Below are 15,924 nucleotides of genomic sequence, written 5' to 3'. Positions count from 1 at the left end.
TTGCTTTTGCGTAAAAATAATACAATTTAACATCAATCAGGTCAGACCATTATTTATTCGGATATTTGCCGAACGAAATTCAGTAAAATTAATAATGCAATTGAAAAAAATCATATTCATATTACTTTTCAGCTTATCAGTTTTGGGATTCTCCCAAGCCCCTGAATTGACACCTCTGTCTAAGATAAGCGTTGTTACCTGCGGCCCTAAGCGAACTATATTCTACCTTTGGACATAGCGCCATTCATATTGAAGATACTAGTTTAGGCATAAATGCAATTTACAATTATGGCACTTTTGATTTTACTACACCTAATTTCTACATGAAATTTGTCCGCGGAAAGTTAGATTATACGCTTGCCAGACAAAGTTTTCCTTATTTTCTAAAAGAATACGAGTACGAAAATCGCTGGGTAAGAAGTCAAGAATTGCAATTAACATTGACCGAACGCCAAGAGCTTTTCAATTTTCTTGAAACCAACTATCTTCCAGAAAATAGAGATTATAAATATGATTTCTTCTATAACAATTGCGCGACCAAAATTTGGGACATTTTAAATGAAGTATACGGAGACAAACTTGTTTTTGACAAGAACTACCTGAAAGAATTACATACCCATCGCCAATTAATACGGCAAAAGGTTAAGATAAACTCATGGTCCGGTTTTGGTATTGATTTAGCATTGGGCTCTGTAATAGATGATATTGCTACTCCAAAAGAACATATGTTTTTACCGGATTATATCATGGAGCAATTAGATGTTGCTCAATTAAACGGACAACCTTTAGTAGCTAAATCCAAAGTTTTACTAGAAGCTAACTCAGAAGATAGTGCCTCTAGCTTCTTTATTTCACCAGAACTATGGTTAATTGTGCTTCTGATTATCATCTTGGTATTAACCTATTTTGACTTTAAGAATAATACCCGCAGAAGGTGGTTAGACTTTATACTTTTCTTTAGTACAGGCATTATAGGTCTGCTTATTGTTTTTCTATGGTTCTTTACAGACCACAGTGCCACTGCAGGTAATTTTAATATATTATGGGCGTTTCCGCCAAACTTAATCATTGCTTTTATAGTTGCCCAAAAAAGAGGTCCTAATTGGATTGCGAAGTATGCTATTTTTCTAGCTATTTTAATTGTTGTTTCCGGAATTCTATGGATGTTTGGATTACAACTTTTTTCTCCTTTGATATTAGCCATTTGGGCTGCCCTTATCGCACGATATTTATTTTTATTCTGGTCATATCACAAGCCAAAAATCGCATAATTGCATGAATTTACTTACTGTTGAAAATATTTCCAAATCATATGGCGAACGTGTCCTTTTCAAGGACCTTTCCTTTGGTATCAATAAAGGCCAGAAAATTGCTTTGATTGCCAAAACGGAACCGGAAAAACATCTATTCTAAATATAATGTCCGGACTAGATAGCCCGGATTCAGGACAAGTGAATTACCGGAAGGGCATTCGTGTTTCATTTTTAGATCAAGAACCTGATCTTGACCCCAATTTAACGGTTGAAGAGACTATTTTTGCCTCGGATAATGAAATACTCCAAGTTATAAATGCTTACGAAAAAGCATTGCACAATACTGAAGATGCAGATGCGTATCAGATAGCTTTTGAAGCAATGGAGCGTTTTGATGCTTGGGATTTTGAAACCTTGTACAAGCAAATTCTATCTAAATTAAAATTGGACAATTTAGATGCGAACGTAGGTCTACTATCTGGTGGACAGAAAAAACGTTTGGCACTGGCAGATGCCATTATCAACAAACCAGACTTATTAGTTCTTGATGAACCTACCAACCACTTGGATCTTGAAATGATTGAATGGTTAGAGGAGTATTTTGCAAAAGAGAACATGAGTCTTTTTATGGTAACTCACGACCGTTACTTCTTAGAAAGGGTATGTAATGAAATTATAGAGTTAGAAAATGGTCAGCTTTACCCATATAAAGGCAATTATTCTTACTACCTAGAAAAAAGAGAGGCACGTATTGAGCAAGAATCTGTAGAACAGCATAAATCTGAACGCCTTTTCAAGAAAGAGCTGGAATGGATGCGAAAGCAACCTAAGGCACGTACTACTAAATCAAAATCACGAATAGACGATTTTAGCACCATAAAAGACAAAGCTAGCCAAAGGAGAAATGACCATGAAATTCAGCTAGAAATAAATATGGAACGTGTGGGCAGTAAAATTCTTGAACTCCACAAACTTGTAAAGTCATATCCTGAAAAGCCTATTTTAGATAAGTTTGATTATACTTTTACGAAAGGAGAACGTATAGGAATTATTGGCAAGAACGGAACCGGGAAATCTACGTTTTTAAATATCGTAACCGGCTCAGACCAACCAGACTCTGGTAAGGTAATAGTTGGTGACACTATTAAATTTGGTTACTACACCCAAAAAGGAATAAATATCAAGGAAGGCCAAAAGGTTATTGATGTCATTCGCGAATTTGGCGATTTCATTCCGCTTATGAAGGGTAGACAAATTTCTGCACAACAGCTTTTGGAACGCTTTCTTTTCGATAGAAAAAAACAATATGATTTTGTAGACAAATTAAGTGGTGGTGAAAGAAAGCGACTTTACCTGTGTACGATTCTTATTCAAAATCCTAATTTCTTAATACTTGATGAACCTACCAACGATTTAGATATCGTTACCTTAAATGTTCTTGAAAGTTTTCTTTTGGATTTTCCGGGCTGTTTAATAGTGGTCTCTCACGACCGGTATTTCATGGATAAAATTGTAGATCACCTTTTCATATTCAGAGGAAATGCAGTTATTGAAGATTTCCTGGAAATTATTCAGATTTCCGTGCTTATGAGGATAGCAAAGTATTGGAAAGCCGTGAAGAGAAAGCAAATACATAAAAGAAGTAACGGCAAATAAAACCGAACAAAAGAAGAGTAGTCCTAAGAATAAACTGCCCTATCTAGAGCAGAAAGAGTATAACAACTTAGAAAAGGATATTAAGAAACTAGAAGCAAAAAAAGTTAAGGTGCAGAACCAATTTGCAGATAGCTCTCTAAGTGGCGAAGAAATAGATAAACTTTCTATTGAACTTAAAGAAATTAATGAAGCTATAGAAGCTAAAACAGAGCGTTGGTTTGAACTTTCTGCATTAATGGAAGGATAAACCTGTTCAAAAGCGAAAACAAGTTCTCAAAGTCTTTTTGTCAAAACAAAATAACAAATAGTTACTAGTGCAACAGTTGCTAAAACACTTGAAATTCTTGCCTTCGGCAACCAATCAACATGGGGTGCACTCCCCTTTTATCTATGGCTATGTTACCAAATGTTTATATCGCAAAAAAAAGTACAGCAGCTCTAAAAGCTTAAATGTGCTTTTTAAAAGCATTGCTTATTTTGAGTCAGAGCGGATTATGCTGCAAGACAATGAAGAAGAGCTAAAAGGGTTGATTAACAAAAACTTTCCCGAAGCTAAATTTGTACTAGCAGATGCAGATATAATTTATCTATCAAAAAAAAATATTTCTAAAGTAGAAACCCTTTTATCCGCGAAAAAAAACATTCACAATAATACCTTGCTTTTATTAGACGGTATTTATGAATCAAAACAATCCGAAGCTATTTGGAAAGCATTAAAAAATGACCCCAAAATAACGGTAACAGTAGATATGTTCTATTGTGGAGCTGTTTTCTTTAGAGAAGAACAGGCCAAGGAGCATTTTAAAATTCGGATTTAAACGCTTATTTTAGATTAAATTGCAATTATGAGCAACTATACTATTTATATTATTCTAGGAGTTGTGGCTGTTATATATATATTATCATCAATGAATAGCCGCCGTCAGTCAAAAGACCGTAAAAGCCGAAAATTTATGGATAATTACAAAAGTTCCAAAAAAAGAAGAAAAGGAACGAGACCGTTAAATCCATCTACCAATACACTGTAAATTTCTTAAAATGAAAATATACACCAAAACAGGTGATAAAGGAACTACCGCCCTAATTGGGGGTACTCGAGTTAAAAAACACCACGTAAGGATAGAAAGTTATGGTACGGTAGACGAACTAAACTCTTGGCTAGGTCTAGTTAGAGATCAAAAGATAGATAGCAGGTCTAAGGAGGTTTTGACCAAAATACAGGAGAATCTATTTGTTGTAGGTGCAATTTTGGCTACTGATCCAGAGAAAGCAATCCTCAAAAATGGAAAAAAACGTTTGAATATTGATGAAATCAAGGCAACGGATATTGAATTACTTGAGAAAGAAATAGATGTAATGGACGAAGCGTTACCTCAAATGACGCATTTTATCCTTCCCATGGGACACACTACAGTGTCATATTGTCATATTGCCAGAACTGTTTGTCGTAGAGCGGAGCGTATGAGTACACTTCTTTACGAGAATGAACCTTTCAACGAGAACGTTCTGTTATTTTTGAACAGACTATCAGACTATTTATTTGTGCTGGCACGAAAGTTGTCAGAAAACTTACAAGCAGATGAAATAAAATGGATTCCTGAGAGTACAGAAAAAGACAACTAGCGAGCGATTATAATTTTTTTGCTTCAGTTTAATTTGCTTTTCTCTAATAATTTGTTTAATTCATCGTTATCAAACTATTAATACAAAAATAATAGTAATAAAATAGCCTGATTTCCTTGGCTATATCGTTATAAAAATTATTTTTGCAAAAATTTAAATTGAACAACTGAAATGTATTGGACATTAGAACTAGCATCATATTTAAGTGATGCACCCTTACCCGCAACAAAAGACGAATTGATAGATTACTCAATCCGTACAGGCGCGCCTCTAGAGGTCGTCGAAAACCTTCAGTCTATGGAAGAAGAGGGCGGTGAGATTTACGAATCCATCGAAGAAATCTGGCCAGACTACCCAACAGAAGAAGATTATCTCTGGAACGAGGACGAATATTAGAAATATTACGTTAATTGAAACAAAAAAGTCTCTATCGAGGCTTTTTTTTTATGTAATTTTGGCAGGCATTTAGGCGAAATGTACATAGGCTACAAACTGGAATACCTTTTGCAAAGAACTACGCCATATGCACAATGTAATTATAGTGCCCTTCCGCTTACAATATCTTAAAGGCGGTCTAATACTAAATAGCTAGAAATGAGTTTTTTAAATTCGATATTAAAAGTATTTGTAGGTGATAAATCTGAAAAAGACGTAAAAGAGCTACAGCCTCTTGTAGAACAGATAAGGTCTTTTGAAAAGCAGTTAGAAGGAATTAGTCATGACGAGCTTCGTGAGAAAACTAAAACCTTTAAGCTTAAAATAGCCGAAGACATCAGCGAATTCACAAAAAAAATAAGTGAATTAGAAGAAGAAGTAAAAGCTTCTACGGATATTGATAAGAACGAAGATATTTATGCCGAAATAGATAAACTAAAAGAAGAATCATATAAAGTAAGTGAAGCTACTCTTAATGAGATTTTACCTATAGCTTTTGCTGTAGTTAAAGAAACGGCTAAGCGTTTTGCTCAAAATAAAACTATACAAGTTACCGCTTCAGAATATGATCGCGAACTTTCTGGTTCAAAAGACTATGTAACTTTAGATGGTGACAGTGCTATATGGAAGAATTCATGGAACGCCGCGGGAAAAGAGGTTACTTGGGACATGGTTCATTATGACGTACAGCTAATAGGTGGTATTGCACTACACCAAGGTAAAATTGCAGAAATGCATACTGGTGAAGGTAAGACCCTAGTAGCAACATTGCCTTTATACCTTAATGCTTTGTCAGGACACGGTACACACTTGGTTACCGTTAATGATTACCTAGCAAAAAGAGATAGTGCTTGGATGGCTCCTATTTTTGAGTTTCACGGTCTTTCAGTAGATTGTATTGATCATCACCGCCCTAACTCAGAAGGAAGAAGAGCTGCTTACAACGCAGATATTACCTATGGTACCAATAACGAATTTGGTTTTGATTATCTACGGGATAACATGGCACACACGCCAAAAGATTTAGTACAACGTCCACATCATTACGCAATCGTAGATGAGGTAGATTCAGTTTTAGTTGATGACGCTCGTACACCATTAATTATATCAGGTCCCGTGCCTGAAGGAGATCGTCATGAATTTAACGAACTTAAACCTAAGGTTGGTGATATTGTAAATCAACAAAGACATCACTTAACAGGGGTTTTAGCCGAAGCAAAAAAACTAATTCAAGAAGGCAATACTAAAGAGGGTGGTTTCTTATTACTACGTGTACATAGAGGTCTACCAAAGAACAAAGCACTTATTAAGTTCTTAAGTGAAGAAGGTGTTAAGCAGTTACTTCAGAAAACGGAGAACTACTATATGCAAGATAACAACAGGGAAATGCCTAAAGTAGACGAAGACCTGTTATTTGTTATCGATGAAAAGAACAACCAAATTGAACTTACCGAGAAAGGTGTAGATTATATTTCAGGTGAGCAAAATAGAGATTTCTTTGTAATGCCGGATATTGGCGGAGAAATTGCCAAGATTGAAAATCAGAACTTAGATATTGAAAAAGAAGCTGAACTTAAAGAAGAACTTTTTAAAGAGTTTGGAATTAAGAGTGAGCGTATTCATACCATGAGCCAACTTTTAAAAGCATACACGCTTTTTGAAAAAGATGTGGAATATGTGGTAATGGACAATAAGGTAATGATTGTTGATGAACAAACCGGACGTATCATGGACGGTCGTCGTTACTCAGACGGACTTCACCAAGCTATTGAAGCTAAAGAAAATGTAAAAATCGAAGCGCTTACTCAAACATTCGCCACGGTTACATTACAGAACTATTTTAGAATGTATAACAAGCTTTCCGGTATGACCGGTACGGCTGTTACAGAAGCAGGTGAATTCTGGGAAATATATGAGTTGGATGTTATGGAAATACCAACCAACAGACCTATTGCCCGTGATGACAGACACGATTTAATTTACAAGACCAAGCGTGAAAAATACAATGCCATAATTGATGAAGTCACTAAACTATCTCAAGCAGGCAGACCTGTATTGATTGGTACAACTTCTGTTGAAATATCTGAGTTGTTATCACGAATGTTGACTATTAGAAAAGTAAATCACAACGTACTGAATGCAAAACTTCACAAAAAAGAAGCAGATGTAGTTGCCGAAGCTGGTAACCCAGGTGTTGTAACTATTGCTACAAACATGGCGGGTCGTGGTACAGATATTAAACTGACCGACGAAGTTAAAAAAGCTGGCGGTTTAGCTATTGTAGGTACAGAAAGACATGACTCAAGACGTGTAGATAGACAGTTAAGAGGTCGTTCTGGTCGTCAAGGAGATCCAGGAAGCTCGCAATTTTATGTTTCTTTAGAAGATAACCTAATGCGTTTATTCGGTTCTGACCGTGTGGCTAAAATGATGGACAAAATGGGCTTGGAAGATGGTGAAGTAATTCAACACTCCATGATGACCAAATCTATTGAGCGTGCACAGAAAAAAGTAGAAGAAAACAACTTTGGAGTACGTAAACGTCTTTTGGAATATGATGATGTTATGAACGCCCAGCGTGAAGTAGTCTACAAAAGAAGGCGTCATGCTATACAAGGTGAACGTTTAAAAGTGGACATTGCCAATATGGTGTATGATACTTGCGAAGTTATTGCGGATACCAATAAGGCAGCAAGCGACTACAAGAATTTTGAATTTGAACTTATAAAATATTTCTCCATAACATCTCCTATTTCAGAAGATGAGTTTAGTAAAATGAGTGTGCAGGATATTGCCAACAAGGTGTACTCTGAAGCTTATAAGTACTATCAAGGCAAAATGGAGCGTAATGCAGCAACTGCATTCCCTGTTATAAAAAAGGTTTACGAAGACAATGCCAACAAGTTTGAGCGTATTGTAGTGCCTTTTACAGATGGTATTAAAACGCTTAATGTAGTTACTAATCTAGAACTTGCTTACCAAAGTAACGGGAAGGAATTGGTTACCGATTTTGAAAAGAACATTACGCTAGCCATCATTGATGACTCTTGGAAAACACATTTACGTAAGATGGATGAGCTAAAGCAATCTGTGCAGTTAGCGGTTCATGAGCAGAAAGATCCTTTATTGATTTATAAGTTTGAAGCTTTTGAACTTTTTAAAGAGATGATAAATAAGGTGAACAAAGAAGTTGTTTCTTTCTTGTTTAAAGGTGAGCTACCAAGCGAGAATCCTAACGAGATTCAAGAAGCTAGAACTGTAAGCAGACCTAAAGAAGAGCTTCAGACCAGTAAAGAAGAAATACCTAATAGCGATGAGCTAGCAGCTCAGAACAGAGCAGCAGGCCAAACACAAGGCCAACGTCCTCAGGTTACTGAAACTATCGTTCGTGAGCGACCAAAGATTGGCCGTAACGATAGAGTTACTATAAAGAATGTAATCTCTGGCGAAAGCAAAACTGTTAAGTACAAACAGGCAGAACCGCTTATAGAAAACGGAGATTGGGTGCTTACAGAAGGGTAAAAACCAGCACTTATTAGAATATTTAACGGCAACTTAGAGATAAGTTGCCGTTTTTTTTGCCCGATTGACGAGTAAAACGCTACTTAAATACAATTGTATCTACTATTGCAGGGCTATGAATAAATTACCCCCAAGGTAAAGTTGCGGTTAGTCAAGCAACTCTATACCTAGTTTATTCAGAATTTAACTTCCAGAAATGCCTCCACTTTAAAATTAAAGTGTGTTGTATCTTTGTGGAAGTGTCGCATTTTAAACGCGGATTCACTTCTTTTTTTTAAATGAATACCGAAAACGTTTACATGCGAAAGCCAAAAACACAGCTGAACAGGATTAGCGATAAGACCAAATTATTACTAAAGTTCAACTATATATCCTCTGCACTTAGTCTAATTATAGGCCTAATCTGCTCTTACGCCATTCATATGAGTGGCACCATTCCTTATGTTTTCTATTTCTATTTTGTTCTAAATTTATTGAACGTAGCGGCTTTTAATAAGCATAAGAACCTTACGGCAATGGCAATTGGTACCTCTGCACTTTCGTTCTTAAGCACCATTGTAATCACACTTTTTAGTGGAGGCATAAACAGTCCGTTTATTTTTATTCTTGGCCTTATTGTACTAGCAGGTTATATATCTACAAGGGTATTTGGCAAGGTTTACCTTTACCTTATCATTAGTACTATAATCTTAATATATCTTATTGATTATGCCAATTTTGATTTTATAGTAAATGAAGTTCCAGAGAGTTCCAGAGATTTATTTAGCCTGATCAGTATATTATTTTCAGTTTATTTACTAGGTGGTGTGCTAGGTAAAAACCTATTGAATACGCACCACAAGCTGTATAAATCAAAAGCCAAGATAGAAAAAAGTGTAGACGAAAAAGAAAACCTTTTGCGAGAGGTACATCATAGGGTTAAAAACAATTTACAGACCGTCTCCAGTCTTTTGAACCTACAGGCCAGAAACACGCCTAACGAACAAATTAAAGAATTAGTAAAAAGTAGTCAAAATAGGGTGACCGCAATGGCTATGATTCACGAAATGCTCTATGTTCGCGACAACCTCTCTAAAATTGAATTTGGATCGTACGTACAAGAGCTTACACAATTTCTTCTAAGAACAGTAGAACGAAAAGACAGGAAGATAGATGTTGCTATAGATATTCCCGATACTTGGTTGAGTATTGATACTGCCATTCCCTTGGGTTTATTAATCAATGAAACAGTGACCAACTCCATTAAGTATGGCTTTAAAGATATGGAAGTGGGTAAAATTACGATTGAACTCGAAAAAAGATATCAAAATAAATTTATCCTTAAAATTAGTGATAACGGAGCTAGTTTTCCATTAGACTTTGACTTTAAGAACTCTAACACACTGGGATTAAGACTAATTCATAATCTTGCAAGACAACTACAAGGAACAATAGAGCGCCTCCCAACTACTGAAGGCACAACCTATAAACTAGTATTTCAAGATATAGCAAGCCAATTTAATACGTAAGTATTATATTAGCTGACACTGTTTTTGTCTACAATTATTTTCCTTTATTTTAATTTAGGTTTTTCTGTCATAAAATGACAGATAATTCGGAATAAATTTGTAGATTTCTGACAGAAGCCCCAGCTTATCATTTTTAAAATTGTCCCTATTATAGTATAATTTCATGGCTAAAATTGCCATAGTTGTACTATTTTGCTATTTGGGGTGTAATTTTTCCACTTCGGCTTCAATATAATTAGTAATGCCTAACATGAATACGTTTCAAAGCAGATTAGACAGCCAAAGCAGGCTGCTAATAAACTTTGCATATTCTTCATCTGCTCTTTCATTTTTAGTAGGCATAGTCCTTTATATGTTGGGAGTGGTGGGCTATCTGCCTGCTACATTTCTATTATACGCGGTGCTGAACCTAGTCAATATGTTTCTGTATAAGAAATATAACAAGCTACTCATTACATCTGTTATTGGATCTGCTTTATCACTTATTGGTACAGTGGTAGTAACCCTCTTTAGCGGAGGTATTAACAGTTCGTTTATTTTTGTATTTAGTATTATTATTCTGGGTGGTTATATGACAGGTCATTTTTTTGGAAAAATATACCTAACGATAATCTTGCTTGTTACCATTGGGATATATGCCGCAAGTGAATACCTCTCAATTCCCAATGAGGTACCGGAAAACTCAAGAGACCTTTTCAGCTTCATAAGCATCATTTTTTGCTCTTATTTATTGTTTGTTGTTTTTGGCAAACATCTTTTACTTACTCATGAAAGACTAGAAACGTCAAAAACAAAAATAGAAGAAGGTATTGCGGAGAAAGAATTACTTCTTAGAACAGTACATCATAGGGTAAAGAACAATCTGCAGACCGTATCCAGTCTGTTAAGTTTACAATCAAAAAATACTACCAATGCTAAAATAAAAGAACTAGCTATTAGTAGTCAGCATAGAATTAATTCTATGGCTATGATTCATGAAATGCTTTACATGCAGGATAACATCTCTCAGATTGCCTTTAAGCCTTACTTAAAAGAACTGACTGATTTCTTGGTAAAATCTGCCAACAGTAAAAACTTAGATGTTACCGTAAACATAGATATGCCAGATGTTAATCTAGGTTTGGATACAACAATTCCTTTAGGTTTGCTAATTAATGAAGCGGTTACAAATTCTTTAAAATATGGATTTCCAGAAAATACAGCTGGTAGAATAGACATTCTCCTTAAAGAAAATGCAGAAGAATCTCAAAGTTATTTTCTAGATATTACCGATGATGGAGTAGGTTTTCCTGCGGAGATAAACCATAAAACCACCAAATCCTTAGGACTTAAACTTATGCACAATCTAGGACGCCAGTTAAGAGGTTCTGTATCACGGATTAAAACAGAAAACGGAACTGGTTACCATATTATTTTTAAAGACAAAGAGCGGCATTTACTAAATTAATGGGTAATTTATCATTAAAATACGATTTCCTTTTGTTGCTTATAAAATCTATATATTTAGTGAACAATAGAACCACCATATGAAAAATTCTCGACGAAAGTTCCTGTCTTCCATAAGCATGCTTGCTGCCAGTTCTGCTATGCCATTATATGCTTTTGATTTTGGCTCATCAAAAAAACTTAAGGTTGCCCTTGTTGGAACGGGAATACGAGGCATCACATTTTGGGGTAAAAGATTAGTTGACGAGTACTCCGATATTATTGAATTTGTAGGCCTTTCTGATATAAATAATAGTAGGCTGGCTTATGGTAAAAAATATATTGGTGTCGCCTGCCCTGTTTTTATCGACTTTGAGAAAATGGTGAAGGATACTCGTCCAGACCTTATTATTGTTACTACAAAAGACTCTACCCATCATCAATTTATAATAAAAGGTTTAGAAATGGGCTGCGATGTACTAACTGAAAAGCCCCTTACCGTAGATGAAATTAAGTGTCAGGCTATTTTAGATGCTGAGAAAAAATCCGATAAAAACTTAATTGTAGGTTTTAATTATAGATGGAGCCCTTACGCCACTAAGATTAAACAACTCTTGATGGACAAAACTATTGGCGATTTGGTATCGGTAGATTTCAGCTGGTACCTTAACACCTACCATGGTGCTTCTTATTTTAGAAGATGGCATGGCGAAATGGAAAGTAGCGGATCTCTTTGGGTACATAAATCCACTCATCATTTTGATTTACTTAACTGGTGGATAGATTCTGAACCTAGTGAAGTATTCGCTTATGGAGATTTAGAGTTCTACGGAAAAAATGGTCCTTTCAGAGGAAATAATTGCCGTACCTGCAAACATAGTAATGAATGCGATTTTTATTGGGATATTACCCAAAATGAATTTATGAAAGAACTTTATGTAGACCACGAACAAGAAGACGGCTACATACGTGATAACTGTCTGTTCCGAAAAGACATAGATATATATGATAAAATGTCTGCACAGGTAAAATATACCAACAATACTACTCTAAATTACTCCCTTACTACCTACTCCCCTTTTGAGGGCTGGAGAGTAGCTTTTAATGGCACAAAAGGCCGTATTGAAGCGTCTCAAGATATTCCCTACCATACTAATATTACCGTTTCTGAAGCCGAAAAACATACCAATGAAATGGATCAGACCAACAAAGAAGAACTATCCTATGAGCCCATCATAGTGCATAAACTCTGGAAGGAACATGAAACCATACAAGTACCTATGGAGAAACAAGGCCATGGTGGCGGTGATAAACGCTTGCAAGACAAAATATTCAAGACTTCAGACATAGAAGATCCTTACGGTAGAACCGCAGGTATTAGAGATGGTGCAATGTCAATTCTCATTGGTATTGGAGCAAGACGTAGCATTGAACAGAAAAAAGCCATACAAATTTCAGAGCTTACAGATTTAGTCCCTCAAAAAAAACGATAACAAAAGTTAATTACTTAGTTTTAGAGGTAGTATTTCGCTTACTTTTTTAAGTATACCATTAAACACATCTAGATTTACCGTAATAAAAAAAGTATTACCTAAATAAATAGAGAGAAAAATAAATTACCCTTTCATGCAACAAAGTACCGATTTAGAAAAAAGATTAAAGAGTAGGGTAAGGCTAGTTTTAAAAGTCAACTACTATTCCTCTATCCTTTCTCTCATTTTTGGTGGGCTATGTTTCTTTCTTTTAGACATTACTGAAGTTATTCCCTATACCTTCCTCTCTTTTGGTATCCTAAACATTATCAACATTTTATTATACAAGTACCACAAGAGTCTTACGCTAACCTATAATATTGTTTCCATGATGACGTTAGCCGGAGCCAGTATTGTAACATTGTATAGTGGCGGAATCAATAGCCCATTTATTTTTGTACTTGCCCTTATTGTAGTTGCCGGGTACGTTACTACAAGAGCCTATGGTACACTTTATTTAAACTTAAACCTATTGATAATAGTACTCATATATTCACAGAGCGTAGCAGATTTTAATTTTGTCAAAGATGTTGTTCCAGAATCTTCCAAGAACCTATTCGCTCTTCTCAGCGTCTTATTTTCAGTCTACCTTTTAGGCGGTGTTTTTGGGAAAAATTTACTTCACGCACATCACAACTTATACAAGACTAAAAATGAACTTGAAGAAAAAATACAAGAAAAAGAAACCTTAATTAAAGAAGTACACCACAGAGTAAAAAACAATTTACAAACCGTATCTAGTTTATTAAGTCTACAATCAAGAGGTATTGAAGACAAAGACGTTAAAAGTCTATTGAAAAGTAGCCAAAACCGAGTAATTACAATGGCTATAGTGCATGAAATGCTCTATATGCGTGAAGACCTTTCTAAAATTGAATATAAATCTTATGTACAAGAGCTTGCAGAATATTTGGTTCGCTCTATAAAAGGAACTAGTAGTAATATTACATTGAATATAGATATACCTAATGTTAAATTGAATATAGATACCGCTATACCTCTGGGTCTATTAATAAACGAAACAGTAACTAATGCCTTAAAATACGGCATTGTAGATAAAAATAAAGGAGAGATACATATTAAGCTTAGAAAAACCGACGATAATGAGTTTATTCTCTATATGGGTGATGACGGCCAGGATTTTCTAAAGACGTTACTCACAAAAACTCCAAATCATTAGGACTGAAGTTGATACATAACTTGTCAAGACAATTACAAGGTTCCATTATACGAGACCTAACTCAAAAAGGAACACACTACACTATAAAATTTAAGGAAATAAGAGATCAGATAACTAGTGTGGCATAAACATCACCTAGATATAGAAATTACCTTTTTAAAGGTAGCTTTAAAGAACGTAATACTCCTTTTGTCTTGGGAAATAATAGAACATGGCTCAAAATTAAGGCTAGAGCTATTACCAGAATAAATACAATCATAACAATTATTTTCAAGGTTATACTAAGCGGGGCTTATCCAATTTGGTAACAAAAGCCAACGCTTTCATTACTCTATATTCTTTCAATTTATATAATCTTACTAAGCTGCTTTTGGTACTAATTTCAGCTTTCTTAATAGTCTCAACATCACAAGAGCCAGAAGCCAAAACAGAACCCATTTCAAAAACGTAATTTTTAACATTGACTATTGTATTAGGGGGAGCAGAGACTCCGAAGTTTAAAACAAATAGCAAGATTAAAATAGATTTCATAATATTAATTTGGGTTGTATAAAGGTAATCACAAAGTGACACAAACCTTACCGTAAATCGCTGAACTGTAGTAATATTAGGCGTCTGAAATAATTTCTGACAAACTGTTTATTATCCTCGGTAAATGAAATGCAAATGCCAAACTTTATTCCGCGTTATATGGTTTTAGTCGATTTACTTTTTCAAGGGTCTACTTAAATGAATGATGATTGCTAAAGAAAAAAGAATTTTAAGCAACTATAATCTAAAGAATTAATAAATCAGATTAAATAGTTTAAACTTTGCTATTAATTCTTTAAAAATAACCGTTGAAAAGAAATGATTTAGAAGCTGATAATATAATTAGAATTTGATAAGAAGAAAGTAAGTATAGTTTTAAGCAAAGAGATATTACTTAGTGAATTAAATAACTTAAAACGAAAAGCTAATTGTCATTAAGCCATTTTAGCTTTGTTTCTTTTTGTTGTAAAAGAAAGTGCTTTAGTTACTCTAGCATTATCTCTCTTGTATAAACGAGCTACTTCTAAAGTACTTTTTAAACTAACTTCTTCGGTAGACGTTTCAGTAACGATAGTCATTTCTATAGTATTAACTTTAACTGCTTCAGTGGCTGTTTGAGCTTGAGCAGTTACTCCGATAAAAAGAACAAAAATTAAAGTTGCGATAGTTTTCATGACTTGGGCGTTTATATATATAAAACGCCGCAGACCCTATTCTACCGAGGTTCCGTTCGCTGAAAAACCTCTTATTTTCGGTTATCGGCACAACTTCGGTTCAAGTGTAAAAAACCATCGGTGAACGCGAATGACCTCAAAAACACTTTACCGAAACATTGTGCTTTTAATCCGAAAAGAACTCATTTCTTCCTACTATGAAAAACTAGGATACAGCTAATACAATACTATCATTAAGTTATGATTGCTTTAATTTGATACATTCTGGCCAAGCTCCATCTGAAACCGCCCAGAAACATAAACGTAGCGAAAAAGAAAAAGCTGCTAATTCTCAAAGGTCACCTCCATACATATTAAAGTTTCTCCTTTAACAATACTAAAGGAACTAGTAAACCAAACTGTATTCTTCTTTTCTAATATATAAATGTACCACGCAACGTGTTTTATAATATTGAATAACTATGTAAAAAGATATGGCTGAACCCCAAGTCTATTTTTACAATAGCGCATACCTATTAATTAGAGGCTTTTGTCTAGAAAAAGAATCAAAACAATTAAATTGTAAAGTATCTCTTGGGTTTTAGA

The 15,924-nt window shown here is 34.9% G+C and carries 11 protein-coding genes and 1 pseudogene; 10 read left to right on the top strand and 2 right to left on the bottom strand.

Annotated elements, in window-relative coordinates; all coding sequences use genetic code 11:
• The first annotated feature begins 191 nt into the window (after positions 1–191).
• The 10 genes and pseudogenes from Q5W13_RS14785 (at position 192) to Q5W13_RS14740 (ending at position 14,134) form a co-directional block, all read left to right on the top strand.
• Positions 192–1,271: an Lnb N-terminal periplasmic domain-containing protein gene (locus Q5W13_RS14785; RefSeq protein WP_304443521.1), complete on the top strand. Its 1,080-nt coding sequence runs from the start codon at positions 192–194 to the stop codon at positions 1,269–1,271.
• A 4-nt stretch (positions 1,272–1,275) separates the two neighbouring features.
• Positions 1,276–3,156, top strand: a pseudogene (locus Q5W13_RS14780) (ABC-F family ATP-binding cassette domain-containing protein).
• A gap of 67 nt (positions 3,157–3,223) precedes the next feature.
• Entirely contained in the window at positions 3,224–3,727 is a 504-nt protein-coding gene (locus Q5W13_RS14775; protein ID WP_304443520.1) for a hypothetical protein, read from the top strand.
• Positions 3,728–3,947: 220 nt separating this feature from the next.
• Positions 3,948–4,532, top strand: coding sequence for a cob(I)yrinic acid a,c-diamide adenosyltransferase (locus tag Q5W13_RS14770; RefSeq protein WP_304443519.1), 585 nt, complete (start codon positions 3,948–3,950; stop codon positions 4,530–4,532).
• 171 nt (positions 4,533–4,703) lie between these two features.
• Positions 4,704–4,928, top strand: a complete 225-nt coding sequence (locus Q5W13_RS14765; protein WP_304443518.1) for a DUF2795 domain-containing protein — start codon at positions 4,704–4,706, stop codon at positions 4,926–4,928.
• 198 nt (positions 4,929–5,126) lie between these two features.
• Complete coding sequence (secA, locus tag Q5W13_RS14760; protein ID WP_304443517.1) at positions 5,127–8,489, top strand: preprotein translocase subunit SecA; 3,363 nt, start codon at positions 5,127–5,129, stop codon at positions 8,487–8,489.
• A gap of 299 nt (positions 8,490–8,788) precedes the next feature.
• Positions 8,789–9,997: a sensor histidine kinase gene (locus Q5W13_RS14755; protein ID WP_304443516.1), complete on the top strand. Its 1,209-nt coding sequence runs from the start codon at positions 8,789–8,791 to the stop codon at positions 9,995–9,997.
• A 418-nt stretch (positions 9,998–10,415) separates the two neighbouring features.
• Positions 10,416–11,444: a sensor histidine kinase gene (locus tag Q5W13_RS14750; protein ID WP_304443515.1), complete on the top strand. Its 1,029-nt coding sequence runs from the start codon at positions 10,416–10,418 to the stop codon at positions 11,442–11,444.
• A gap of 79 nt (positions 11,445–11,523) precedes the next feature.
• A complete protein-coding gene (locus Q5W13_RS14745) occupies positions 11,524–12,915 on the top strand; it encodes a Gfo/Idh/MocA family oxidoreductase (protein ID WP_304443514.1) in 1,392 nt (463 codons plus the stop codon).
• A gap of 133 nt (positions 12,916–13,048) precedes the next feature.
• A complete protein-coding gene (locus Q5W13_RS14740) occupies positions 13,049–14,134 on the top strand; it encodes a sensor histidine kinase (RefSeq protein WP_304443513.1) in 1,086 nt (361 codons plus the stop codon).
• Between the two features lie 276 nt (positions 14,135–14,410).
• Here Q5W13_RS14740 and Q5W13_RS14735 read toward each other — a convergent pair whose 3' ends face one another.
• Positions 14,411–14,665: a hypothetical protein gene (locus Q5W13_RS14735; protein ID WP_304443512.1), complete on the bottom strand. Its 255-nt coding sequence runs from the start codon at positions 14,663–14,665 to the stop codon at positions 14,411–14,413.
• Positions 14,666–15,099: 434 nt separating this feature from the next.
• The gene (locus Q5W13_RS14730; RefSeq protein ID WP_304443511.1) at positions 15,100–15,339 is read right to left on the bottom strand and encodes a hypothetical protein; all 240 of its coding nucleotides are present in this window, start codon (positions 15,337–15,339) and stop codon (positions 15,100–15,102) included.
• Positions 15,340–15,924: the final 585 nt, after the last annotated feature.

Origin of the sequence: Zobellia laminariae (assembly GCF_030553095.1) — a bacterium.
GTDB classification, from domain to species: Bacteria; Bacteroidota; Bacteroidia; order Flavobacteriales; family Flavobacteriaceae; genus Zobellia; species Zobellia laminariae.
The sequence above is the reverse complement of the archived record's forward strand: the minus strand, read 5'-3'. Positions and strand labels throughout refer to the sequence as shown.